This is a genomic window from Streptomyces sp. NPDC088116 (assembly GCF_044741745.1).
Lineage (GTDB): Bacteria > Actinomycetota > Actinomycetes > Streptomycetales > Streptomycetaceae > Streptomyces.
Genome location: NZ_JBIUTF010000001.1, coordinates 1,432,482 through 1,453,571, shown reverse-complemented (window position 1 = coordinate 1,453,571; position 21,090 = coordinate 1,432,482). Strand labels below are relative to the sequence as shown.

Annotated in this window: 16 protein-coding genes, 2 CRISPR repeat arrays and 1 riboswitch; of the genes, 12 read left to right on the top strand and 4 right to left on the bottom strand. The window is 71.0% G+C overall.

Translation table 11 applies throughout. The features are described from left to right. Positions 1–26: 26 nt before the first annotated feature. The gene (locus tag ACIOJD_RS06460) at positions 27–2,807 is read right to left on the bottom strand and encodes a SpoIIE family protein phosphatase (protein WP_401908711.1); all 2,781 of its coding nucleotides are present in this window, start codon (positions 2,805–2,807) and stop codon (positions 27–29) included. Positions 2,808–2,873: 66 nt separating this feature from the next. Continuing rightward, a complete protein-coding gene (locus tag ACIOJD_RS06455) occupies positions 2,874–3,632 on the bottom strand; it encodes a histidine phosphatase family protein (RefSeq protein WP_401908709.1) in 759 nt (252 codons plus the stop codon). Positions 3,633–3,866: 234 nt separating this feature from the next. Next, positions 3,867–3,954: riboswitch (cobalamin riboswitch) on the top strand. Positions 3,955–4,014: 60 nt separating this feature from the next. On the opposite strand from ACIOJD_RS06455, the gene ACIOJD_RS06450 reads away from it, so the two are divergent. Further along, positions 4,015–4,239 (top strand): CbtB-domain containing protein, encoded by a 225-nt coding sequence (locus ACIOJD_RS06450; RefSeq protein WP_401908707.1) that lies wholly within the window; start codon positions 4,015–4,017, stop codon positions 4,237–4,239. Positions 4,240–4,260: 21 nt separating this feature from the next. After that, on the top strand, positions 4,261–5,112 hold the full coding sequence (locus ACIOJD_RS06445) for a CbtA family protein (protein ID WP_401908706.1): 852 nt from the start codon (positions 4,261–4,263) through the stop codon (positions 5,110–5,112). 206 nt (positions 5,113–5,318) lie between these two features. On the opposite strand, the gene ACIOJD_RS06440 is transcribed toward ACIOJD_RS06445, so the two are convergent. After that, entirely contained in the window at positions 5,319–7,826 is a 2,508-nt protein-coding gene (locus ACIOJD_RS06440; protein WP_401908704.1) for a PEP/pyruvate-binding domain-containing protein, read from the bottom strand. Positions 7,827–7,896: 70 nt separating this feature from the next. Here ACIOJD_RS06440 and ACIOJD_RS06435 point away from each other — a divergent pair, with 70 nt between their 5' ends. From ACIOJD_RS06435 to ACIOJD_RS06390, 10 genes are all read left to right on the top strand, one after another. Beyond that, positions 7,897–8,517 (top strand): TetR/AcrR family transcriptional regulator, encoded by a 621-nt coding sequence (locus tag ACIOJD_RS06435; protein ID WP_401908702.1) that lies wholly within the window; start codon positions 7,897–7,899, stop codon positions 8,515–8,517. A gap of 325 nt (positions 8,518–8,842) precedes the next feature. Continuing rightward, a CRISPR array of direct repeats spans positions 8,843–9,241; the repeat unit is 29 nt; unit sequence CTGCTCCCCGCGCGTGCGGGGATGAACCC. 259 nt (positions 9,242–9,500) lie between these two features. Continuing rightward, a complete protein-coding gene (gene cbiE / locus ACIOJD_RS06430) occupies positions 9,501–10,799 on the top strand; it encodes a precorrin-6y C5,15-methyltransferase (decarboxylating) subunit CbiE (RefSeq protein WP_401909071.1) in 1,299 nt (432 codons plus the stop codon). After that, a complete protein-coding gene (gene cobM / locus ACIOJD_RS06425; RefSeq protein WP_401908700.1) occupies positions 10,796–11,566 on the top strand; it encodes a precorrin-4 C(11)-methyltransferase in 771 nt (256 codons plus the stop codon). Before cbiE ends, cobM begins: the two co-directional genes overlap by 4 nt. An 86-nt stretch (positions 11,567–11,652) precedes the next feature. Further along, a CRISPR array of direct repeats spans positions 11,653–12,045; the repeat unit is 25 nt; unit sequence CTGCTCCCCGCGCACGCGGGGATGG. A gap of 590 nt (positions 12,046–12,635) precedes the next feature. Further along, positions 12,636–13,352 (top strand): VOC family protein, encoded by a 717-nt coding sequence (locus tag ACIOJD_RS06420; protein ID WP_401908699.1) that lies wholly within the window; start codon positions 12,636–12,638, stop codon positions 13,350–13,352. A 377-nt stretch (positions 13,353–13,729) separates the two neighbouring features. Further along, positions 13,730–14,230, top strand: coding sequence for a chaplin (locus tag ACIOJD_RS06415; RefSeq protein WP_401908697.1), 501 nt, complete (start codon positions 13,730–13,732; stop codon positions 14,228–14,230). 67 nt (positions 14,231–14,297) lie between these two features. Further along, positions 14,298–14,612, top strand: a complete 315-nt coding sequence (locus ACIOJD_RS06410) for a MarR family winged helix-turn-helix transcriptional regulator (RefSeq protein WP_401908696.1) — start codon at positions 14,298–14,300, stop codon at positions 14,610–14,612. 316 nt (positions 14,613–14,928) lie between these two features. Continuing rightward, complete coding sequence (locus ACIOJD_RS06405; protein WP_401908694.1) at positions 14,929–16,170, top strand: PP2C family protein-serine/threonine phosphatase; 1,242 nt, start codon at positions 14,929–14,931, stop codon at positions 16,168–16,170. A gap of 108 nt (positions 16,171–16,278) precedes the next feature. Next, on the top strand, positions 16,279–17,553 hold the full coding sequence (locus tag ACIOJD_RS06400) for a DUF1266 domain-containing protein (protein WP_401908692.1): 1,275 nt from the start codon (positions 16,279–16,281) through the stop codon (positions 17,551–17,553). Then, positions 17,550–18,746, top strand: a complete 1,197-nt coding sequence (locus ACIOJD_RS06395) for a DUF1266 domain-containing protein (RefSeq protein WP_401908691.1) — start codon at positions 17,550–17,552, stop codon at positions 18,744–18,746. The genes ACIOJD_RS06400 and ACIOJD_RS06395 overlap by 4 nt, the downstream gene beginning before the upstream one ends. 363 nt (positions 18,747–19,109) lie before the next feature. Beyond that, a complete protein-coding gene (locus ACIOJD_RS06390; RefSeq protein WP_401908689.1) occupies positions 19,110–19,787 on the top strand; it encodes a DUF4241 domain-containing protein in 678 nt (225 codons plus the stop codon). Positions 19,788–19,901: 114 nt separating this feature from the next. Here the strand turns inward: ACIOJD_RS06390 and ACIOJD_RS06385 are convergent, their stop codons facing one another. After that, the gene (locus tag ACIOJD_RS06385; RefSeq protein ID WP_401908687.1) at positions 19,902–21,062 is read right to left on the bottom strand and encodes a cobalt-precorrin-5B (C(1))-methyltransferase; all 1,161 of its coding nucleotides are present in this window, start codon (positions 21,060–21,062) and stop codon (positions 19,902–19,904) included. Positions 21,063–21,090 lie beyond the last annotated feature (28 nt).

Here is a 21,090-nt window from a genome sequence, read left to right as displayed (position 1 = left end):
GCCCTGTCCGGCGGGAACCTCGCTGTTCACGGCAGCGCCTGCTCCGCCCAGATCACCTTGCCCCCCGGCGTGTACCGGGTGCCCCAGCGCTCGGCGAACTGCGCGACCAGGAACAGCCCGCGACCGCCCTCGTCCGTGGCCGCCGCGTAGCGGAGGTGGGGCGACGTACTGCTGGAGTCCGAGACCTCGCAGATCAGGTTGCGTACGCGCAGCAGCCGTACCCGGATCGGGCCGCTCGCGTAGCGCATGGCGTTGGTGATCAGCTCGCTGAGGATCAGCTCCGTGGTGAACGCGACCTCGCCCAGCCCCCACTCCTCCAGCCGCTCGATCACGGCCGCGCGTACGACGGCGACCTCCGAGGGGTGGGCGGGCACGTCCCACTCGGCGATGCTGTCGGCCGGGAGCACGCGGGTACGGGCGACGATGAGCGCGATGTCGTCGCTGGGGCGGGTCGGCAGCAGCGCGTCCAGCACCGCCGCGCAGGTCTCCTCCGGGCCCCGGTCGCCGCGTGACAGCGCCTCGCGCAGCAGCTCCAGCCCGGCGTCGATCTCGCGGCTGCGGTCCTCGATGAGACCGTCCGTGTACAGGACGAGATGGCTGGCCTCGGGGAGCACCAGTTCCACCGTCTCGAACGGCAGCCCGCCCAGCCCCAGCGGCGTCCCGGCCGGCATGTCGAGGAACTCCACGCTCCCGTCGGGCCGGACCAGCGCGGGCGGCGGGTGTCCGGCGCGGGCCATCGTGCAGTGCCGGGTCACCGGATCGTAGATCGCGTACAGGCAGGTCGCTCCCGTGACCAGCCCGCCGCCGCCCGCGATGCCCTCGTCCTGGTCGATACGGGCGATCAGTTCGTCCAGATGGGACAGGATCTCGTCGGGCGGCACGTCCAGCGTGGAGAAGTTGGCGACCGCCGTACGCAGCCGTCCCATGGTGGCCGCCGCGTGCAGACCGTGCCCGACGACGTCTCCCACGACCAGCGCCACCCGGGCGCCGGGCAGCGGGATGACGTCGAACCAGTCGCCGCCCACTCCCGACTCGGCCGGCAGGTAGCGGTAGGCGACGTCGAGGGCGTTCTGCTCGGGCAGTACGCGGGGCAGCAGGCTGCGTTGGAGCGTCTCGGCCATGGCGTGCTCGCGGGTGTAGCGGCGCGCGTTGTCGATGCAGACCGCCGCGTGGCCGGCCAGTTCCTCGGCGAGGGAGACGTCCTCCTCCTCGAAGGACTCGGGCCGTTCCGAACGCCAGAAATTGACGACCCCCAGAAGGACTCCGCGCGCCCGCAGCGGCGCGGTGACGAGTGAGTGGACGCCGTAGTCGATGACCCGGGCGGTCGTCTCGGGGTCCTGGGCCTGCCAGCCGGTGGCCCGGCGGAGATCGGGTTCGACGGCCCCGTGCCCGCTTTCCAGGCTCCACGCCTGCGGGGTGGACGAGCGGAACGAGAAGACCTTGCCCACGCGGTAGAACGGATGGTCGTCCCGGATGCCGCGAATCGCCGTACGGCGCATGTCGGCCACGGTCACCTCGAACGGTTCCTCGCCGCGCAGGACGGGCTCCGCGAGGTCCACGGTCGCGAAGTCGGCGAACCGGGGGACCGCCACCCGTGTCAGCTCCTCGGCGGTCCGGGTCACATCGAGGGTGGTGCCGATCTCCACCCCGGCGTCGTACAGCAGCTTGAGGCGCCGCTGCGCCACCTCCGCGCGGCCGGTGAGCGCGCGCAGCTCGGTGGAGTCGCGGAGTGTCGCGACGCTGCCGGGCGGCCCTCCGTCACGGTCGGTGGAGCGGTTGTTCACCGCCAGCATCCGGTCCCCGGTCGTCACCACCTCGTCGGTGACGGCGCGTGCCGAGGACAGCAGGTCGGCGATGTGCGGGTCCAGGCCGAGACCGGTGACGGGCCGGCCCTCCGGACGCGGAGGCAGGCCGAGGAGGCGGATCGCCTCGTCGTTGGCGAGCATGAGCCGCCCGTCGCCGTCGACGATCAGGACACCCTCCCGTACGACGTGCAGAACCGCGTCGTGGTGCTCGTACATCCGCGTCATCTCGACGGGGTCCAGCCCATGGGTCTGACGGCGCAGCCGACGGCTCACCAGCGCGGTTCCCCCTGTGGCCAGGGCCAGCGAGGCGGCGGCGGCGCCGAGGAGGATCGGGATCTCCCGGTTGGTGAGGCTGCTCACCTTCTTGATCGTGATCCCGGCGGCCACCAGGCCGACCACCTGCCCCCGGGAGTCGGTGACCGGGGTGATGGTCCGCATCGCGGGGCCGAGGCTGCCCTGGATGGTCTCGGTGAGGGTGTGGCCGTGGAGCGAGGGCCCGATGGTGCCGATGTAGTGCATCCCGATGCGGTCGGGGTTGGGGTGGGTGAGGCGGATCCCCTTCGTGTTGATGACGACGACGAAGTCGAGCCCGGACGCTTTGCGGGCCGCCTCGGCCTTGGGCTGGAGGATCGCCGTCGGGTCGGGGGAGCGCAGGGCGGCCACCATTCCCGGCGAGTTCGCGAAGGCGGTGGCGACGGCGACGGAACGGTTGTGCGCCTCCTGGGTGGTGTCGTGCCGGGAGACCAGGAGGAGCGTGGTCAGCGAGGCCCCGATGAGCAGCAGGACGATCACCAGTTGCAGGATGAACACCTGCGCGGCGACGGTACGTACGTCGAGCCACCACGGACGGCGCCGTGCCGGCGACGTCCGCGGGCCACCGCGCCGGAACCTTCCTCGCCACCCGCGTGTCGTGCGCGAGTGCTCACGCCGCCGACTCCGTGGGCGCCGACCGGAGCGGGCGGTCAGTGTACGAGCCCAGGATCGACCCATATTTCGGGCCATGTACCTACATCTACACTGCCTGCCTGTCGACGGCGAATGCTGCGGGCGGGGCCGGAGCGGCGCTCCTCAGCCGGCGGCGCCGTGCAGGGGGCGACCGCCGAGGAGGTTCCAGCGGCCGTCGCGCCCGCTGAGTTCGGTGACGGTCAGGGGACGTACGTCGAACCGCCAGAACGATCGCGGTGTCGCGCCGAGGGCATGGACGGCGGCGGCGCGGATGACGTCGGGTTCGGCGACGGCGATGAGGCGGGCTGGGGGGTCTGCGGGGTATGTGCTCTTCTCCGCACAGTCCTTGTCCATACCGTCTTTCTCCGCACCGTCTTTCTCCACAGGGTCTTTCTCCACAGGGTCTTTCTCCGCGCTCAGGTTGTCGAGCCAGTGGCCGACGCGGGTGTGCAGCGCCAGCAGGGACTCGCCGCCGTGCGGGGAGGCGGCGGGGTCCGACAGCCAGGCGGCCACCGACTCCGGTTCGGCGGCGGCCACGTCATCGAGGGTCCGGCCCTGCCAGCGGCCCATCGCGCACGGAGCCAGGGCGGCCAGCGGCCGGGCGTCGAGACCGAGCACTTCGGCGGTGCGGCGGCAGCGGGGGGAGGGGGAGACGTAGAGGGTGGTGGCGCGGGTCTCCCGTAGGGGGTCCGGTCCGATGCCCTGGACGACATCGCGTACGGCGCCCGGTCCGACGTCCGGGATGAGGTCCCGTACGGCCTCGCGTGCGGCTTCGGCCTGACGCAGCCCGACGGGGTCGAGCGCGTCGTCTCCACCTTCGAAGCGGGCCTCGCGCAGGGCTGTGCTCATGGCCGGTGAGATGAACATCACCCGGGTCGTCATACGGCTCTCCTCGGCTCCTCGGCTCCTCGGCTTCCCGTGACGGTTCCGCTCCGGGCCGGGCCGGAGCGGAGGCGGGATCAACTCCCGTACCGCGCGGGGCGTTCGACGCGCACCGTATGCCGTGGTCCGGCGGCGGGGGAAGGAGGAGAGGGAAGGGGAGGGAAGGAGGAGAGGGCCCCTTGGCCCGTCTGCCGGTTCGCGGTACGTTCACGTCGATATTTACGACGGCAGGACGGAAGCCCGGTGAGAGTCCGGCACGGTCGCGCCACTGTATTCCGGGTGCCGGCTGCGTACAGCGCAGCGGGGATCCGGTGAGTCAGACCCGATGGTCGTCGTACGAGCTCCACTGAACGGGACGCGAGTTCCCCAAGGAGGTTCCGCCATGGCTCAGTCCATTGTGCCCCCGGCCGTTTCGCCCACCGCCACCCCGGTGGCCCCGATCCCTCTGCGCGCGGTTCTGCCGTGGGCGGTCTTCGTCGGCACCCTGATGCTCGTCCTGCTGTACTTCGTCGGCGCCGAGCAGGGCGCGACGTCGGTGTTCTCGGGGGCGGGTGTGCACGAATGGGTGCACGACGGCCGTCACCTGCTCGGCTTCCCCTGCCACTGACCACTGACGGAGATCACGCGCATGCATGCCTCCACCGTCAGAAGTCTCCTTGTTCGCGGCATGATCGCGGGCGTACTGGCCGGACTCTTCGCGTTCGCGCTGGCCTATGTGGTGGGTGAGCCCTCGGTACGGGACTCCATCGCGCTCGAGGAGACAAGTTCCGGTTCGGCACCCGCCGCCAACGGGGAGCACGCGGATCACGCGGCTCCCCAGGGGGAGGGACAGAGTGAGGAAGAGGAGGAAGAACTGGTCAGCAGGCCGGTCCAGTCGACGTTCGGACTGGCCACCGGTGTTCTGGTGTACGGGGTGGCCCTGGGCGGAATCGCCTCGCTGGTCTTCTCCGTGGGCCTGGGCAGGTTCGGCAGATTCGGCCCGAGAGCGACAGCGGCCCTGATCGCGGGGGCCGCCTTCACGACGGTCTACCTGGTGCCGTTCCTGAAGTATCCGGCGACCCCGCCGGCGGTCGGCAACCCGGACACCATCGGCAAACGCACCACGCTGTTCTTCCTGATGATCGTGCTCAGCGTGTTGCTGGCGGCCGTCGCCGTCATCGCGGGAAGACGCCTGGCCCCGCGCCTGGGCAACTGGAACGCGTCGGTCGCCGCCGGGGCGGGTTACGTCGTCGCGGTGGGACTGGCCTGTCTGGTCCTGCCCGCCAACACAGACGCTGTTCCGCAGGCCTTCCCGGCGGCTCTGCTGTGGGAGTTCAGGCTGGCGTCGCTCGGCGTACAGGCACTGCTGTGGACGGCCTTCGGGCTGATCTTCGGGGAGTTGGCCGAGCGGGCGCTGTCGTCCGGGAGGCCTTCCGGGGCGGCAGCGGACGCGGACGCGCATGCGGATGAGGCCGGGGCGGGGGTCGGGGCGGCTCGCTGATCCGGTCCGCCGGTCCGCCGGTCCGCCGATACCTGCGCTATGTGGTTGGGGCCCGGTGTACGTGTGCGTCTGCACGTGTACGCCGGGCCCCACCACGTACCGGCCTCGTCGTCCGGCCTTTCCGCCCGGCCTCATCTGCCTCTCCGTCTTTCGCCCTTTCGCCCTTTCGCCCTTTTGCCCTTTCGTGCTTTCGCCGTGTCGGCCGGTCAGGATCTGCGCGGGGACGTCATGGCCGTGTCGGTCGTGGCGAGTTCGTCGACCGTGACCGTTCCCGTGGTGCCGTCGACGGTGACCATCTGCCCGGTCCGGATGCGTTCGGTGGCGCCGGGGACGCAAATCACGGCAGGGATGCCGTACTCCCGCGCCACGGTCGGTCCGTGCGCCATCACCGCGCCGGTCTCGGTGATCAGCCCGCCCGCCGTGAGGAACAGCGGTGTCCAGCCCGGGTCGCTCGTCGGCGCGACAAGGATCTCGCCCGGCTCGATGTGCGCGTTCGCAGGGTCGCGGACCACGCGGGCACGGCCGCTGACCCGCCCGGTGGACGCGCCTGTCCCGGTGAGCGTGCGGCCGTCCGATGCCGGAGCCGGGAGCAGAGTCTCCACGTCGGTCCCGTCGGAGAGCAGGGCGACGGGAACGGCACGGCGCCGCAGCTCTCTCACGTAATGCGACTGGCGTCCGGCGATGGTCTCGCGCAGCTCGGGCCCATGCGGGTCGGGCCCATGCGGGTCGGGCCCATGCGGGTCGGGCCCATGCGGGCCGGTCCCATTTGGGCCGTGGCTGCGGTCCACGACGGTGCGCAGCTCGGGCAGCGTGAGGAACCTGACGTCGTCGGCGTGTTCGAGCAGCCCCTTCGCCTGGAGCTCGGCGCCGATGAGAAGGAGGCGTCGGCGGCGGTCGCGCAACGCGTACAGCCCGGCGAACTTCCCCGCCTCGCGCAACCCGGCCAGCTCGCGCGCACGGCGCAGGGCGAAGCCGGCGAGCCGTCCGCGGACGGGCGACGCGCGGCGTGCGCGGCGCACGAGCTCGGCGAGCATCGCCTCCGCTTTGGCCGCGGCGCGTTCGAAGCGCCGGTCCGGGGCCTGGTCCGGGTCGGTGCCCCGCAGGTAGTTGGCGAGTATCGCGAAGACCGGGGCCGGGTCCTCCGACCAGCGCGGGACGCCGATGTCGATCTCGGCGGCGGAACGCTGGCCGTAGGCGTCGAGGAACGCGGCCAGGCCGAAGTCGGGAAGCTCGCCGGCCAGGTGGGCCGCGGCGAGTTCGTCCGGCGAGGCGCGCAGCAGCAGCTCTCGGTGCGGCGCCGCGTGCTGGGCCACCTGCCAGAGCGCCAGGTCCATCTCGATCGTGACGTTGTGCGGCATGCCGCCGAGCACGGTCCTGATCTCGTCGTCGCTCGCGATGCCTTTGAGGAGGGGCGGCAGCGCCGCGCCGATGAGGAGCCCGGTGACGACCGGCCACGTGATGGCCTGGAGGCCGGTGTTCGGCTGCTCGGCGTCCTCGACCAGGGCCAGCAGCTCCGGGGCCGTTGACGGGTCGACGACCGGCTGTTGCCGGAGATGTTCGATCGTGCCGAACACGCGTGCCCGCGCGGCCGCTGGCCGGGCCAGTGCGCCGAGGATCCCGGCCACGGCCTTCGGTCCCGCTGCCAGCGTGGCCGCCTTGCGCCGACGGGCGCCGTGCTCCGGGGCGAACCGCGGGTCGTCCAGGAGATGTTCCACCACGGCCTGCGCCCGCGGCCCGAAGTCGACCGCCATGAGCTTCACCAGCCGCTGCCTCGTCGAGGGGGCGCGCATCACGTCGGTCAGGTCGCCGTACAGCCGTCCGCCGATGTCGACGATGTCGACCGTCATGCCGAACGACGCGAGCATGCTGGCCAGCAGTGTCCTCAGCGTCGACATGCCCATCGGTGTCACCGGCTGGAGCATGCCCTGGACGTGGCCGAACTCGACGTACAGCCGCGGCCCCGGTTTCCCGCTCACGGGAGGCGCCGGGAACAGCGTGGTGATCGGCCGCGACTGGAGCAGCCACAACGTGCCGTCGCGGCCGTACGCCCACTCGATGTCCTGCGGTGCGCCGAGTTGGCGCTGGATCCCCTCACCGACCTCGCGGAGTTCCTTCAACCGGGCGGGGGTGAGGCAGCCCCGTTCCTCGGGGTCCGCACCGTCCAGCACGTAGTGGTCGGCCTCCGCCACGCCGTCGACAACGGCCGTACCCAGTCCTTGAGCGGCGTCCACGACGGACTCGCTCCGCGAACCGGTGAGCGGGTTGGCGGTGAACAGCACGCCGGCGACCTCGGCGTCGACCATGCGCTGGACGACGACCGCCATCCGTACGGTGTCGTGCGCGATGCCGGCGGCCTCGCGATAGGTGCTCGCGCGTTCGGTGTGCAGCGAGTCCCAGCAGGCGCGGATCGCCGTGAGCAGCTCGTCGTCTCCCTCCACCGCGAGGAAGGTGTCCTGCTGCCCGGCGAAGCTCGCGTCCGGCAGGTCCTCGGCAGTCGCGCTCGAACGGACCGCGACCGGTCCGCCGCCGAGTCGCCGGTACGCGGCGAGGACCTCGGTCCGGGACATCTCGCCGCGGCTGTGCGCCTCGGTCGTGACGCAGAAGCCGTCCGGCACACGTTCACCCAGCCGAATCAGCGCGGCGAGGCCGTCGGCCTTCCCGCCCACCAGCTCCCGCTGCCCCGAGTCGATCGCTGAAAGATCTAGCACGTCCATCGCGCATCTCCTTTTCAATACAGTCGCAATGTATCCCGGAGGCAATACAGGCGCAATGTAAAGTGGGCGCATGCCCCGCAAGATCGATCACCGCGAGCGCCGGGAGCTGCTCGCCGACGCACTGATGCGGCTCGCGGCCGCGCGCGGCCTGGAGGGGGTGAGCCTGCGGCACGTGGCCGCGGAGGCCGGGGTCTCGACCGGGATGGTGCAGCACTACTTCGGCACCAAGGACGAGATGATGACGTTCGCCCTCGGCATGGTCATGGACCGGATCCGCGGACGGTCACAGGACGAGCTCGCACCGTCGTCGCCGCGCGAACTCGTCCGCGGCCTGCTGTTGCAGGTGCTGCCGCTCGACGAGACGCGCCGGCTGGAGAACCACGTTGTGCTCGCGTTCCACGCCTACGCCGCGGTGAAGCCGTCGATCGCGTCCGGGCTGCGCGAGGCGGCGGCGGAGACGCGGACGTTCCTCGCCGACCAGCTCCGGGCCGCCGGTCGGGTGGACGGCGCGGACGGTCTGGATCGCCTGGACGGCTTGGACGGTCTGGACCCCGAACGTGCCGCGGCCGGGCTGCTCGCACTCGTCGACGGGCTGGGCCTACAGGTGCTGTCGCAGCAGTACGCCAAGGAGGACGCCGTCACGGTGCTCGACGCCCAGCTCGCGTTGCTCTTCGGTGAGGCGCAGGGCTGACGCCGCTTGGAGACGCGCGTGTACGCCGGGCTCCCGCCGCGTACCGCCTTCTCCGTCCTTCGCCCGTTCGCCGTCACCGGAACAGGGAAGGAACGGGGGAGAGCCGGCGGGCGGAGAAGGGCGGACACGATGGGCGAATGGACGCGGCGAGGGGTGCGGGCGGGGGCCTTGGTGGCGGCGGGGGTGGTGGCGCTGATGGGGGCGATCTGGTTGGTCAATCGGTTCTGATGGGAGGTGAGGGGTGGGTGGTGTGGGGCTTTTGTCGCGCTCTTTGGAAGTGATGAGAAATGGAGTCCTGGCGAGAGAGAACCGCAGGTCGGGAACTCTGCTCCCCGCGCGTGCGTGGATGAACCAGGTCCGCGATGAGCGGCGAGGGCGGCATCCCGCTGCTCCCCGCGCGTGCGGGGATGAACCCGACGACCTGATCCTGAAGGTCTCGGTCCCGCTCTGCTCCCCGCGCGTGCGGGGATGAACCCTCTCCGTTCGCCGCGAAGGCGTTGCCGGACATCTGCTCCCCGCGCGTGCGGGGATGAACCCGAAGGCCTGATCGAGGCCAGGCGCCCCAAGGGCTGCTCCCCGCGCGTGCGGGGATGAACCCGGCACCGTGTGCTTCGAGGACACCGGCAGCTTCTGCTCCCCGCGCGCGCGTGCGGGGATGAACCCTACCCGGACACGCTGACTCGCACGGCGGTCAACTGCTCCCCGCGCGTGCGGGGTTGGATCCACCGGGCGACAGAACCCGGCGTACAGCCCGACTTGCTCTTCGCATACGCGGGGATACGCCAGCCACCGGCATCCGATACGCCCCCGAGTCGCCGGAGCCGTGGGGGCTAGAGTTCAGGGTCGGTCTTCTCCCAGCTCAGAGGTGTACGGCAGTGAGCCTCCCGCCCCGAACGCCCCCCGGGCCCCACGCGCCCGGCGCGTCACCCGCGTCCGCCGCGTCACCCGCGTCCGCCGCGACCTCCACGTCGCCAGCGAGCGTCATCGGGATCGGTGCCGACGGTTGGGCCGGGCTGGGCGGTGAGGCCCGGGAGGCGTTGCGCACGGCGGATGTCGTGATCGGCGGGCCCCGGCAATTGGATCTCCTTCCTGCCGACGAGTGCACGGCGGAGCGGGTGGCGTGGCCGTCGCCGCTGCGGCCCGCCGTTCCCGGGCTGCTCGCCACCCGTGCCGGGCGCCGGGTCTCCGTGCTGGCCAGCGGCGACCCGATGTTCTACGGCATCGGTCGCGCCCTCGCCGAGGAGGTGGGCCCCGAAGCGTTGCGCGTGCTGCCACATCCCTCGTCCATCTCGTACGCCTGCGCCCGGCTCGGCTGGCCCGTCGAGGACACCGAGATCGTCACCTTGGTCGGCCGCCCCGCCGAACAACTCGTCGCAGTCCTGCACGACGGCCGCCGGATCCTGGTGCTCAGCGCGGGCGCGGCGACGCCCGCCGAGGTCGCGGCGCTGCTCAGCCAGCACGGTTACGGCCCGAGCCGTATGCACGTACTCGAACAACTCGGCGCGCAGTCGGACACGGACGCGTCGGATGTCCCCCGGGAACGCCACATCCAGGCCCTCGCCCAGGACTGGGCCGAGCCGCCTGGCGACCCGCTGAACGTCGTGGCGGTCGAATGCCGCCGCGCACCGGAGGCGTTGCGGCTCGGTGCCGTACCCGGGCTGCCGGACACCGCGTACGAACACGACGGCCAGCTCACCAAGCGCCACATCCGCGCCGCCACGCTGGGCGCGCTCGCTCCGGCGCCGGGGGAGTTGCTGTGGGACGTCGGGGGCGGGTCGGGTTCGATCGCGGTGGAGTGGATGCGTACGCACCGTTCCTGCCGCGCCCTGTCCGTCGAACGCGATCCGGCGCGCGCCGAGCGCATCGGCCGTAACGCGCGTGCGCTCGGCGTACCCGCTCTGCGCGTAGTCACCGGCGCCGCCCCCGACGCGCTGGCGGGCTTGCCCGTACCGGACGCGATCTTCATCGGCGGCGGCCTGACCGCACCGGGCCTGCTGGACGCGTGCTGGGACGCCTTGCCGGTGGGCGGCCGACTGGTGGCGAACACGGTGACGCTGGAGTCCGAGGCGCTGCTGGCCGACCGCTTCCGCCGTTTCGGTGGCGATTTGGTACGGCTGGCTGTCGCCCACGCCGTCCCGGTGGGCGGATTCACCGGCTGGCGGCAGGCCATGCCGGTCACGCAGTGGGCAGTCACGAAAACCGCCCAGGCCACGCAACTCTCTCTGCCCGTCCCCCCGGCGGAATCAGGGCAACCCTCAGCTCCCTCAGGAGAAGAACGATGACGGTGTACTTCATCGGCGCCGGCCCCGGCGCCGCCGACCTGATCACGGTACGGGGCGCGCGCAGGCTGGCCGAGTGCGCCGTTTGTCTGTACGCGGGCAGCCTCGTCCCGCGCGAACTGCTCGCCGAATGCCCGGCGGACGCGCGCCTGGTCGACACCGCGCAGATGAACCTGGACGGCATCACGGCAGAACTGGTCCACGCGCACGAACAGGGCCACGACGTAGCCCGCCTCCACTCCGGCGACCCGTCGGTCTTCAGCGCCGTCGCCGAGCAGATGCGGCGGCTGGACGCGGCGGGTGTGCCGTACGAAGTGGTGCCCGGGGTGCCGGCGTTCGCGGCGGCGGCAGCGGCGCTGAAGCGGGAACTGACCGTCCCCACGGTGGGCCAGACGGTGATCCTCACACGCATCGCCCAGCGGGCCACCCCGATGCCGGAAGGCGAGGACCTGGCAACCCTCGGACGCAGCGGTGCCCTGCTCGTACTGCACCTGGCCGCCCGTTACGTGGACCGAGTCGTGGACGAACTCCTCCCGCACTACGGTGCGGACTGCCCGGCGGCAGTGGTGGCGATGGCCAGCCGCCCGGACGAACTGGTCCTGCGCGGCACACTCGATGACATCGCGGAACAGGTGAAGGCGTCGGGCGTGGTCCGGACGGCGGTCATCATGGTGGGCCGAACACTGGGCGCGGAGCAGTTCCGCGACAGCCACTTGTACTCGGCGGAACGGGACCGAGACGAGTCGCATGAGTGTGGAGGGGTGGGGTGACTTGGGTGGTTGTTGACGGAATATCGGAGTCGGTAGAAGTAATGAAAAACGGCAAGGGGCGAGGGTAAAGCCGCAGGTCGGGAACTCTGCTCCCCGCGCACGCGGGGATGGACCCGGGTGGCTGCAACTGGCCGCCCGCTACGGGTGCTGCTCCCCGCGCACGCGGGGATGGACCGGGAAACTGGTGAGCACAGACGCGATACGAGACCTGCTCCCCGCGCACGCGGGGATGGACCCTTCCCTTTCGGAAGGTTGGCGGTTTAGGACCGCTGCTCCCCGCGCACGCGGGGATGGACCCATCCCGGCGGCCGGCACGGGGACATGGGGCGCCTGCTCCCCGCGCACGCGGGGATGGGCCCGGGGAAGACCTCCCCGGCATCATCAGCCTGTGCTGCTCCCCGCGCACGCGGGGATGGACCCACGGACCGCCGCACGCCCGATAACGCGTACGACTGCTCCCCGCGCGCACGGAGATGTACCGAAGTTCCCGTGTGGCGGGAATTTCGGTACACGTTCCTCCCCGCGTGCGCGGGCCGTTCGCGGTCAGTGTCCTCTGTTGGTTTGTGGGGGCGGGTAGCCAAAGACCCTTTCGAAAAGGGCTGCCTCGTCCGCCTGTTGGAGCGCGGCCAGGAACTCGTCACGATTCTGATGCGCGGCGACGAGCAGGCGCAGGTGAGCGAGTCGGCGGGGCGCGTAACTTCGGCTGCAAACGGGGCCCGTAGTCCGCAGCCACCCTCGTACGGGCCTCATACTCCGCCCCTGCTGGCCCCTGCTGCTTCGCTTGTTCCGGTCCGCCACTCGCGCGCTCAGGCCGTCATCGGGTGCCGTGGCTGGGCCACGTTCGCCGCGGCTGTCAGCCGTACGGGATTTCCCGCTTCCTGAGACGCAACGGGCCCGCCCTGCCCGCCCAGCGCTGTGACCGATGGACAACTGGATACGCCGGCGAAGGCTCGGATCGGCGCGGCAGGAGCCGGTTCGCCGCCGATGCACCTGCATGCACCGCAGCTGAAAATCTCTTGCGGAGTCGCCCAAGCACCGATATCCAGCCTTGGGACGACAAGGAGCACGGATGACGACCCGTCTGGGTTCATTGAACGAGTTCTGCTGGATGGACCTCAAAACCCGCGACTTGGCCGGCACCGCCACCTTCTTCTCGAAGACGCTGGGATGGCGCTTCGCGGTGGACGAGGAGGACTGGCGCAAGGCCACCAAGGTAGCCGTCGATGGCCATCTGATCGGTGGCGTGAGTGACTTGGCGGATCCGGTCTACCCGCCAGAGACACCCGCCCACATCGCCTACTACTTGGCCGTCGACAACGTCGATCGCCGTGCCGAAGCGGCGACGGTGAACGGCGCTCGCCTTCTGGTGCCTCCCTTCGACGCGGGCGGTCAAGGCCGCATGGCGACATTGATCGATCCGGTCGGTGCCGCCTTCTCTCTTTGGCAGCCGCACCACTTCACCGGATGGAAGTTCCCGCCCCACACGGCGGGCGCCCCGCGCCGTATGGTCCTGGCCTGCGAACAGCCCGACAAAGCCCGGCGCTTCTACGAGGAGACGACCAGCACCCCTTTGACCTGCGCTGATTTCATCGCCGCACTTGGGCCCAGTGCCTCCGCCCCGCACTGGGAACTCGCGGTCGACGTCGATGATCTGGACAGCGTCGTTGCCCGCGCGCACGACCACGGCCACGGCTCGGTCACCTGGTCCGAGGAGACTGGTCGGCGTGTGGTGAGGTTGAGCAGCTCAGAGGGACTGGCATTCCAGGTTCGCCGCCTGGAGAGGTGACTCGGTCACCGACCATGTGGTGCCGTCGGGTACGAGTCGCCCCCTCGGTCCAGGCCGCCCTGGCCCATGCCATCGCCGTGGACGTCGGCTGCCCCTGAGGGCGATTCGGCCTGTGCGGCCCTCGCCCGGTTCGCCCTCGAAACTCGCGCCCCGAAGCTCGTGCCTTCAGCCGGACCTGGCCGATTCCGGGCAGGTCATTACGCGTGCGTTCGAACTCCTCGAACGCGGGCTGGCCCGCAGCTTTCGGCGCCTCCAGCAAGTCGGCCGGGTCACCCGGCGCAGAGTGAGGGGCCCTCGGGTGAGAGGCGGAGTCCGTATGAGCTAACGCTTGGCATGTTGAGACGGGGCTCATCGTCGTCGCCATGACAATCGGCGCCATGAACACGACGAAGAAGTTCGCTCATGCCGCAGGCCTGGCCGTCTTTCTGACTGCCGTGTGTGTGGGTCCCGCCCAGGCAGGGGGCCCCGAGCCCCGCCCGAACCTCACGCCCGGTCACACCGATCCCAAGCCGGGCCCCAAGCCCGGTCACGCCGATCTCAAGCCGGGTCACTCGGGTCTCAAGCCCGGCCAATCCGACCTCAAGCCCAGCCACACCGACCCCAAGCCCAGCCGCTGGTACTACGCCGGTGGCTACTCCACCCTGGGGAACTTCCACGTGAAGCCGTCGCACGCCCAGACCAAGGAATGCATCAACGAAGGCGGAGCCTCGGCATCCGCTACCACGCTGGGCTCCCCGGGGCCCTCGTCCGGCAACATCGTTCAAAACCCGATCACCGGGCGGATCAATGTGTGCGGCAACACCATCAACGTCGGAGGTATCGGCGACCCGGCCTCGGGCGGGGGCAACAATGGCGGCGGCAGCGGGGGCAACAGCTGAGGCGCGGTACGGGGGGGCCTGCCCGCCCCCCCCGTGCTTGATCCGCGTGCCGCGTGCCGCGTGCCGCATGCCGCGTCGGGGCGCCGTACGGCAGTCGGTACTGGCGCGGGAGCTTGGCCAGGCTCCCCGATCGGTCACCCAGTCCGTCGAGGCGATGGAGCGTGAGGGGCTGGTCGAGCGGGCGGCGGATCCTGATGACGGGCGATCCAAGCTGGTGCGTACCACCTCGGAGGGCGCCGACGCTCTCGTGGCGGGGACGGCAGCGGGGGAACGGGTACTGCGGGAGGTCTTCGGCGCGATGGGGCGCGAACAACTGGCGGACCTGGAACAGCTCCTGGATGCCCTCCAAGCCGGCTTGCCGAGCGCTGCCCGCGATCTTTGACGGCTGACGGCTGAGGCCTGAGGGCTGATAGCTGGGAGGCTGGGGGCCTTGTCGCTTGATTGCGCAGGAGATTCCTGATTGCGCAGGAGACCGTATGCCGGCTGTTCCGACCCGGTGGGACATGCCGACTCTGGCGTAATCGGCTCGTAAGGCGGGTTGGCGGTGGCAGGCTGTGCGAGTTGATCGTGCCTCGTGCCTCGTGCCTCGTGCCTCGTGCCTCGTACCTCGTACCTCGTACCGGCTCCGTACGACCACCCACCGACACCCACCGAATTCCCGTGCCGGACTCCGTGCCGGGTGAAGGATGCGAGCAGGGATGACCGAAGGCGGGCGGCAGCCGGGCAAGGCCGAGGTCGACCGGTCGGAGGGGTTCGGCGAGCGGTTGCTGGGGGTGCTGCTCGACCGGGCTCACGAGATGCCGCCGCAGCTGATCGCCCCGCTCGTCGCGGAAGAGGTGGCCAGGGTCGGTGGCCGGAATCTCTCGATCCTCTTGCAGGACTACGAACAGATGCTGCTGGTGCCGCTGCCGGGCCGGCGGCTTACGGTCGGTAACCCCGAGCCGGTCGAGAACTCACCCGCCGGCGAGGCGTTCCTGACCCGCAGCACGGTAGAGGTGCCGCAGGGCGGCAGCGTACGGATGTATCTGCCACTGCTGGACGGCAGTGACCAGGTCGGGGCGATGGCCGTCACTCTGGACAGCGTCGATGACGACGACCGGCGGTTGCTGCGCAGGCTCGCCGGTCTGGTCGCGGACATGATCGTCACCAAGGACGCCTACACCGACCTGTTCTTCCAGGCCCGGCGCAGCGCCCCGATGAGCGTGGCCGCGGAGATCCAATGGTCGTTGCTGCCTCCGCTGTCGATGACCGTTCCGCAGGTTGAGGTGGCGGGAATCCTGGAGCCCGCGTACCAGGTGGCCGGCGACAGTTTCGACTACGCGCTCAACGGCGACATCCTTCATGTGGCCATGATCGACGCGATGGGCCACGGCCTGGACGCGGCGACCATGGCGGTGGTGGCCATCGGCGCCTACCGCCACACGCGACGGGCCAACACCGGTCTGTCCCAGGTGTACGCGTTCATGGACAGGGCCATCAACGAGCAGTTCGGCCACGACCACTTCGTCACCGCGCAGATGATGTGTCTGGACATCGCGACGGGCCGGCTGCAATGGGTCAACGCCGGCCATCCGGCACCGCTGTTGATCCGTGACCGCACCGTGGTGGACCGGCTGGAGAGCCCGACCACGTTGCCGGTCGGCTTCGGCGGTGAGGAGCCGGTGGTCAGCGAGCGGATGCTGCGACGCGGGGACCGGTTGCTGTGTTTCACGGACGGTCTGATCGAGGAGCACCAGGACGGCGGGGAACAGTTCGGCGAGGAGCAACTCATCGAGTACACGAACCGCGCCGTACGCGAGCACACCGCCGTGCGATCGGTGGTGCGCGCGCTCTCCTACTCCCTGAAACACGAACGAGGCGGCATCACCAGCGACGACGCGACCATCTTCCTCATCGAGTGGCGGGGAGGCGACGCCGATCATCTGGCCACCCTCGATTGAGCCGCTGCCATCCACTCCGAGGGCCACCTGCCCCGATGCGCCGAAGCCTCCACGCGCTCGCGCCACCTGTCTCGCAACAGCCCCCGCCCCGTTCCGTAAGATCGGGCTGTGGCAACGGGGACAAGTTCGACGGATGCGGCAGGCACAACGGGCGCGACAGGTGCGGCAGGCGCGACGAGTACGACAGGCACCGCCTGGACCGCGCCGACGGCCGACGAACGGCTGCTGTACGAAGCGAGCACACGCGGCGACGGCGACCAGGCCGCCGTGCTCGACGTCCTCTCCCGCAGCCGCCTCTACGTCCTCGTCGCCCGGCTCGACGCCGACACTCCCGGCTTCACCGCCCCGCTCCCGCTGCGGCGCGACGACGCGACGGGCCGGAACTGCGTCTCCGTCCTGACCCCCGGCATGCTGCCGCCCTGGCACGCGGAGTGGGTGTTCCGGGAGACCACGCTCGCCGAACTCGCCCGGACCTGGCCGGGCAACAAGTGGTGGCTCGGGATCAACCTGGGCACGCCGTACGTGACCACCGTCGCGGCCCGGCCGGCGCACCGCAAGGAGTGGCTGAAGGCCCACGCGCGGTCCGGCGGCCCGCCGCGGGGACGGCTGCTCACGCACAGCGGCGGGCCACTGCACGGGCCGGTCGCCCACGGCCTGGCCCTGGGCGCCCATCTCGCCGTACACAACGGCCTCGTCTGGAACCAACTCGGCGCCGTCTACCAGGACTACGGGACGGACATCGCGCGGCTACGCAATCCGTGGGGTGTCGTCCACCGGGCCGGTTTCCGGCGGACGCTCGACCTGCTGCTGGCCACCCGGCTCGTCGGCCGTAGCCCTGAATACGTCCTCCAGGCCCGGCGCACGCTCGCCAGGCGGCTGAAGCGGACGCCCACGTACCAGGAGTGGTCCGACAGCGTCAGCCCCCCACCGGCGCAATGCCGCACGCCCGGTGCGCCCGGCTCCGGCGGGAAGGGGCCCGGGAAGGGGCCCGGGGAGGAGCCGGGGGAGGCGCCCGGCGACTGGCTGCGGCGCATCGTCACGTACGAGGAACGGTTCCGCGCCGACGGCATTCTCGCGGCCGACGCGTGCGTCGACACCCTGGCCGCCTTCGACCACGGGCGCGCGGTCAATGTCGTACGGCTGGCGCTGGGCGCGCGCTACTGCGAGCCGCACGAGGCCGAAGAGGCCGTGCTGAGGATCGGCGAACTGGCCCGGCAGGCGTACGGATCGTGGGCGGAGTTCTCCCTCGGTTACGCGCTGACCCGGGTGATCCACTGCGCCGAGGACGACGATGCCGAGACCACCTACCAGGAGTCGCTCGCCCAGCACCGCATCCTCACCCAGGACCCCGCCGGCCCCTACCGAAACATCCCGTGGTCATGAACACGCATGGGGGACCTGCCCCTTCGTACCCCAACAGCCCCGCGTACGGCGCCGCCCCCTGGGTGCCGCCGTCCGAGACGGAACAACTGCTGTACGAGGCGGTGGCGCGCGGCGACGTGGAGGCGCAGCTACGGGTACTGGCCGGCGCGGAGCTCTACATCGGTGTGCCGAAGGCCGAGGTCGACGCGGAGCCCGGCATGGTGGTCTGGCGTTCGTACCGGGAACCGACGGGCGAGAGCTGCCTGCCCGTGCTCACGCGCGGGATGCTGCCGCCGTGGCATCCCGAGTGGGTGTTCCACTGCGTCTCCCTCAAGTGGATCGCCAACTTCGACTGGTCCGAACCCCGGCGACTGCTGGCGGTCAACGCCGGTACTCCGGCCCGGCTTCTCCTGCCCGCCACGCCCCAGCACCGCGCGATGTGGCTCCGGTACTACGCGGAGAACGACCAGCCGACCGGGGACCGGCTGCTCGCGCTGCGGCACGGCGCGCTGCACGGGCCGCTCGCCTACGGTCTGGCCTGCGGTGCGCACCTGGCCGTCCAGAACGGGGTGCCGTGGAACGAGGTCGGCACGGTCTTCCACGAGTACGCGAAGGAACGCGAACTGCTCCGCGAACACTGGGGCATCACCGAACGCGCGGGCTGGCAGAAGCAGTTGAACGCCCTGCTCGACGCGCGCAACAGCCCGGCGGAGCCCGACTTCGTCCTGCGGGTCCGTGAGCAGCTGCGGTCCGGGCTCGGCGAGACGCCGTCGGCCGAGCTGTGGCGGGAGACCGCCGCCGGGCACGCGCAGGACATAGGGGCGAGGCCGTCGGCGGTCAGGGAGATCGAGGAGCTGGTGCGGCGCATCATCCGGTACGAGTCCCGCTTCCGCGCCGACGGGCTGCTGTCGCCGGACGGCAGGATCACCACGCTGGTCGCCTACGACTACGGGCGGGCCGTGAACCTGGCGCGCTGGGGGCTGTCCGCCCGGTTCTGCGACCCGCACGAGGCCGAGCAGGCGATCGTGTACGCGGGGGCGCTGAGCAAGTCGGCGTACCACTCGTGGGAGGACTTCTCCGCCGCGTTCGCGCTGGGGCGGGTGCTGCGCTTCGACGAAGAGGAGTACGGCCACTTCTACGAGCACAACCTCGTGGCCCACCGTCTCCTGACGGAGAACGAGGGCAGCCCGTGGCGGAACATTCCCTGGCGCTGAGCCGGTCCTTGCGCGCCCGCGTTCCTCCGCGCCTGCGTTCCTCCGCGCCTGCGTTCCTCCGCGCCTGCGTTCCTCCGCGCCTGCGTTCCTCCGCGCCTGCGTTCGTCCGCGTCCCTCTGCACCGGCGTTCGTCCGCGCCCCTCTGTGTCTGCATTCGTCCGCGTCCGCGTCCCTCTGCGTCCGCGTCCGTCCGCGCCTGCGTCCTTCTGCGCCCGCGTCCACGTTCGTCCGCTCCCGCGTTCTCCAGCCCGACGCCCTCCGTACACTCCGTGGCTGCTCGGTGGCCGGGGGCGATGTCAGTGGCCGGCGCTACGTTTACGGTGATCGGCCGCATCGGGCGGTACGCACACCGCAGGAGATCTCATGCCCGTCCCCGCCCCCGACTTCGTACAGCTCTTCGCGCCGGGCACCAGCCACGACTTCCCGGATGCCGAAGTCAGCCTGCTGGTGAGGGTCCTGCCCGGCGTCCCGCTGTCGCTGCCCTCCGGCCGCGTCGTCGCGATGGAGCCGGCCTACTTCGGCGAGGACGATCCCGCCGAGCTGGCGTTCACCGAGCAGGTCAGGCCGGGCACCTATCCGGTCGTCCTGATCATGGTGGACATGATCGGTCCGGACGGCGAGGACCAGGGGAACACCCGCGTGGCCGGGGCCCGGCTGGAGATACGGGACGAGCCCGTCGCCACCTGGGAGCTGGCCGTCACGCCCGGCGACGACCTGGACGATCTCGAAGACGACGAGCTCTTCGGCTACCCCGTCGACTCCGGCACCGGATGCTTTGTCGACGCCCGGACCGTCGAAGCCCTCGGTGAGGACGAGGACTTCGCCGAGGAGGTGCTGTCCGCCAGGTTCGACAGGGACCCCCGGATACCCGCCACCGACCCGATCACCATGTCGGTGGGCGACGACGACCACGCCCTGGTCGCGTTCAGCACCGGCTGGGGAGACGGTTCGTACTCCACCTGGATCGGCCGCACCGCCGGCGGTGATGTCGCGTGCTTCCTCACCGACTTCGAGGTCCTGCCGGAGGAGGACGATGAATAGGGTCGGTCGGTCAGTCGGTCCTGTCCTGTTCTGGCGGGCGGGCTGATCGGTGCGGGAAGCGGGTTCCTGAGGCGCGCGAGGACTCCGACTGGGGCGTACGGGGGCGTACGGGGGCTACACCCCCGTACGCCCCGGCTCGCTGCGGCCCACCACCGTGCCCGCCCTGTCGATGCAGATCACGTCCACCTCCACCGGCGCCCCGCGCAGGACCGCCAGCGCCTCGTCCCGCGCTCTCGTCGCCACCGCGTCTCCCAGCCGTACGCCCTCGGACCGGCACAACTGGAGTGCCGCCAGGCCCGTGTTGGCCTCAGCCACCCGCGCCGTCAGGGCCTCGTCCGCGCCCGCGCCGGCCGCCAGTTCCGCCAGGAAACCCTTGTCCACCTGGGAACGGGCCGAGTGGAGGTCCAGGTGGCCCGCCGCCAGTTTGGACAGCTTGGCGAAGCCGCCGCAGATGGTCAGGCGGTCGACCGGGTGGCGGCGGATGTATTTGAGGACCGCGCCCGCGAAGTCGCCCATGTCCAGCAGGGCGTCCTCGGGGAGGGCGTGGACGGCCTGGACGGTCTTCTCCGAGGTCGAACCCGTGCAGCCCGCCACATGCGTACGGCCCGCCGCGCGGGCCACGTCCACACCCCGGCGGATCGAGTCGATCCAGGCCGAGCAGGAGTACGGGACGACGATGCCCGTCGTACCGAGGACGGAGAGACCGCCGAGGATGCCCAGCCTGGGGTTCCAGGTGGAGCGGGCGATCTCCTCGCCGTGGTCCACGGCGACCGTTATCTCCACGTCGCCCGTGCCGCCGTGGCGGGCGGCCACCTCCGCCACATGCGTACGCATCAGCTCACGCGGGACCGGGTTGATCGCCGGTTCGCCGACACCCAGGGGGAGGCCGGGGCGCGTCACCGTACCCACACCGTCGCCCGCCCGGAAGACGACGCCGGAGCCCGGCGGCAGCAGCCGTACCGTCGCGCGGACCAGCGCGCCGTGGGTGACGTCCGGGTCGTCGCCCGCGTCCTTGACCACGCCCGCGGTGGCGCTGGCCCGGGACGGTTCCAGGTCCTCCGTGGCCAGCGCGAACGCCGGGGTCTGGCCCTTGGGGAGCCCGATCGTCACCGGGTCGGGGAAGTCGCCCGTCAGCAGCGCCGTGTACGCGGCCTTCGTCGCGGCCGTCGCGCAGGCACCCGTTGTCCAGCCGGACCGCAGACCCGTGTGCTTGAGTTGAGCGCTGCGTCCGCCCGCCGAGGGGGCGGCGCGCCCGCCCGTGTCCGCCTCAGCCATGGAGAGCCCCGAAGGATGAACCGACGGA

What these genes read in the sequence shown, in the direction of transcription:
- ACIOJD_RS06455 (WP_401908709.1), bottom strand. Translation starts at nt 3,632, where the DNA reads ATGACGACCCGGGTGATGTTCATCTCACCGGCCATGAGCACAGCCCTG.
- ACIOJD_RS06440 (WP_401908704.1), bottom strand. Translation starts at nt 7,826, where the DNA reads ATGGACGTGCTAGATCTTTCAGCGATCGACTCGGGGCAGCGGGAGCTG.
- ACIOJD_RS06420 (WP_401908699.1), top strand. Translation starts at nt 12,636, where the DNA reads ATGACGACCCGTCTGGGTTCATTGAACGAGTTCTGCTGGATGGACCTC.
- ACIOJD_RS06410 (WP_401908696.1), top strand. Translation starts at nt 14,298, where the DNA reads ATGCCGCGTCGGGGCGCCGTACGGCAGTCGGTACTGGCGCGGGAGCTT.
- ACIOJD_RS06385 (WP_401908687.1), bottom strand. Translation starts at nt 21,062, where the DNA reads ATGGCTGAGGCGGACACGGGCGGGCGCGCCGCCCCCTCGGCGGGCGGA.
- ACIOJD_RS06395 (WP_401908691.1), top strand. Translation starts at nt 17,550, where the DNA reads ATGAACACGCATGGGGGACCTGCCCCTTCGTACCCCAACAGCCCCGCG.
- ACIOJD_RS06460 (WP_401908711.1), bottom strand. Translation starts at nt 2,807, where the DNA reads ATGGCCCGAAATATGGGTCGATCCTGGGCTCGTACACTGACCGCCCGC.
- ACIOJD_RS06445 (WP_401908706.1), top strand. Translation starts at nt 4,261, where the DNA reads ATGCATGCCTCCACCGTCAGAAGTCTCCTTGTTCGCGGCATGATCGCG.
- ACIOJD_RS06390 (WP_401908689.1), top strand. Translation starts at nt 19,110, where the DNA reads ATGCCCGTCCCCGCCCCCGACTTCGTACAGCTCTTCGCGCCGGGCACC.
- cobM (WP_401908700.1), top strand. Translation starts at nt 10,796, where the DNA reads ATGACGGTGTACTTCATCGGCGCCGGCCCCGGCGCCGCCGACCTGATC.
- ACIOJD_RS06450 (WP_401908707.1), top strand. Translation starts at nt 4,015, where the DNA reads ATGGCTCAGTCCATTGTGCCCCCGGCCGTTTCGCCCACCGCCACCCCG.
- ACIOJD_RS06415 (WP_401908697.1), top strand. Translation starts at nt 13,730, where the DNA reads ATGAACACGACGAAGAAGTTCGCTCATGCCGCAGGCCTGGCCGTCTTT.
- ACIOJD_RS06435 (WP_401908702.1), top strand. Translation starts at nt 7,897, where the DNA reads ATGCCCCGCAAGATCGATCACCGCGAGCGCCGGGAGCTGCTCGCCGAC.
- ACIOJD_RS06405 (WP_401908694.1), top strand. Translation starts at nt 14,929, where the DNA reads ATGACCGAAGGCGGGCGGCAGCCGGGCAAGGCCGAGGTCGACCGGTCG.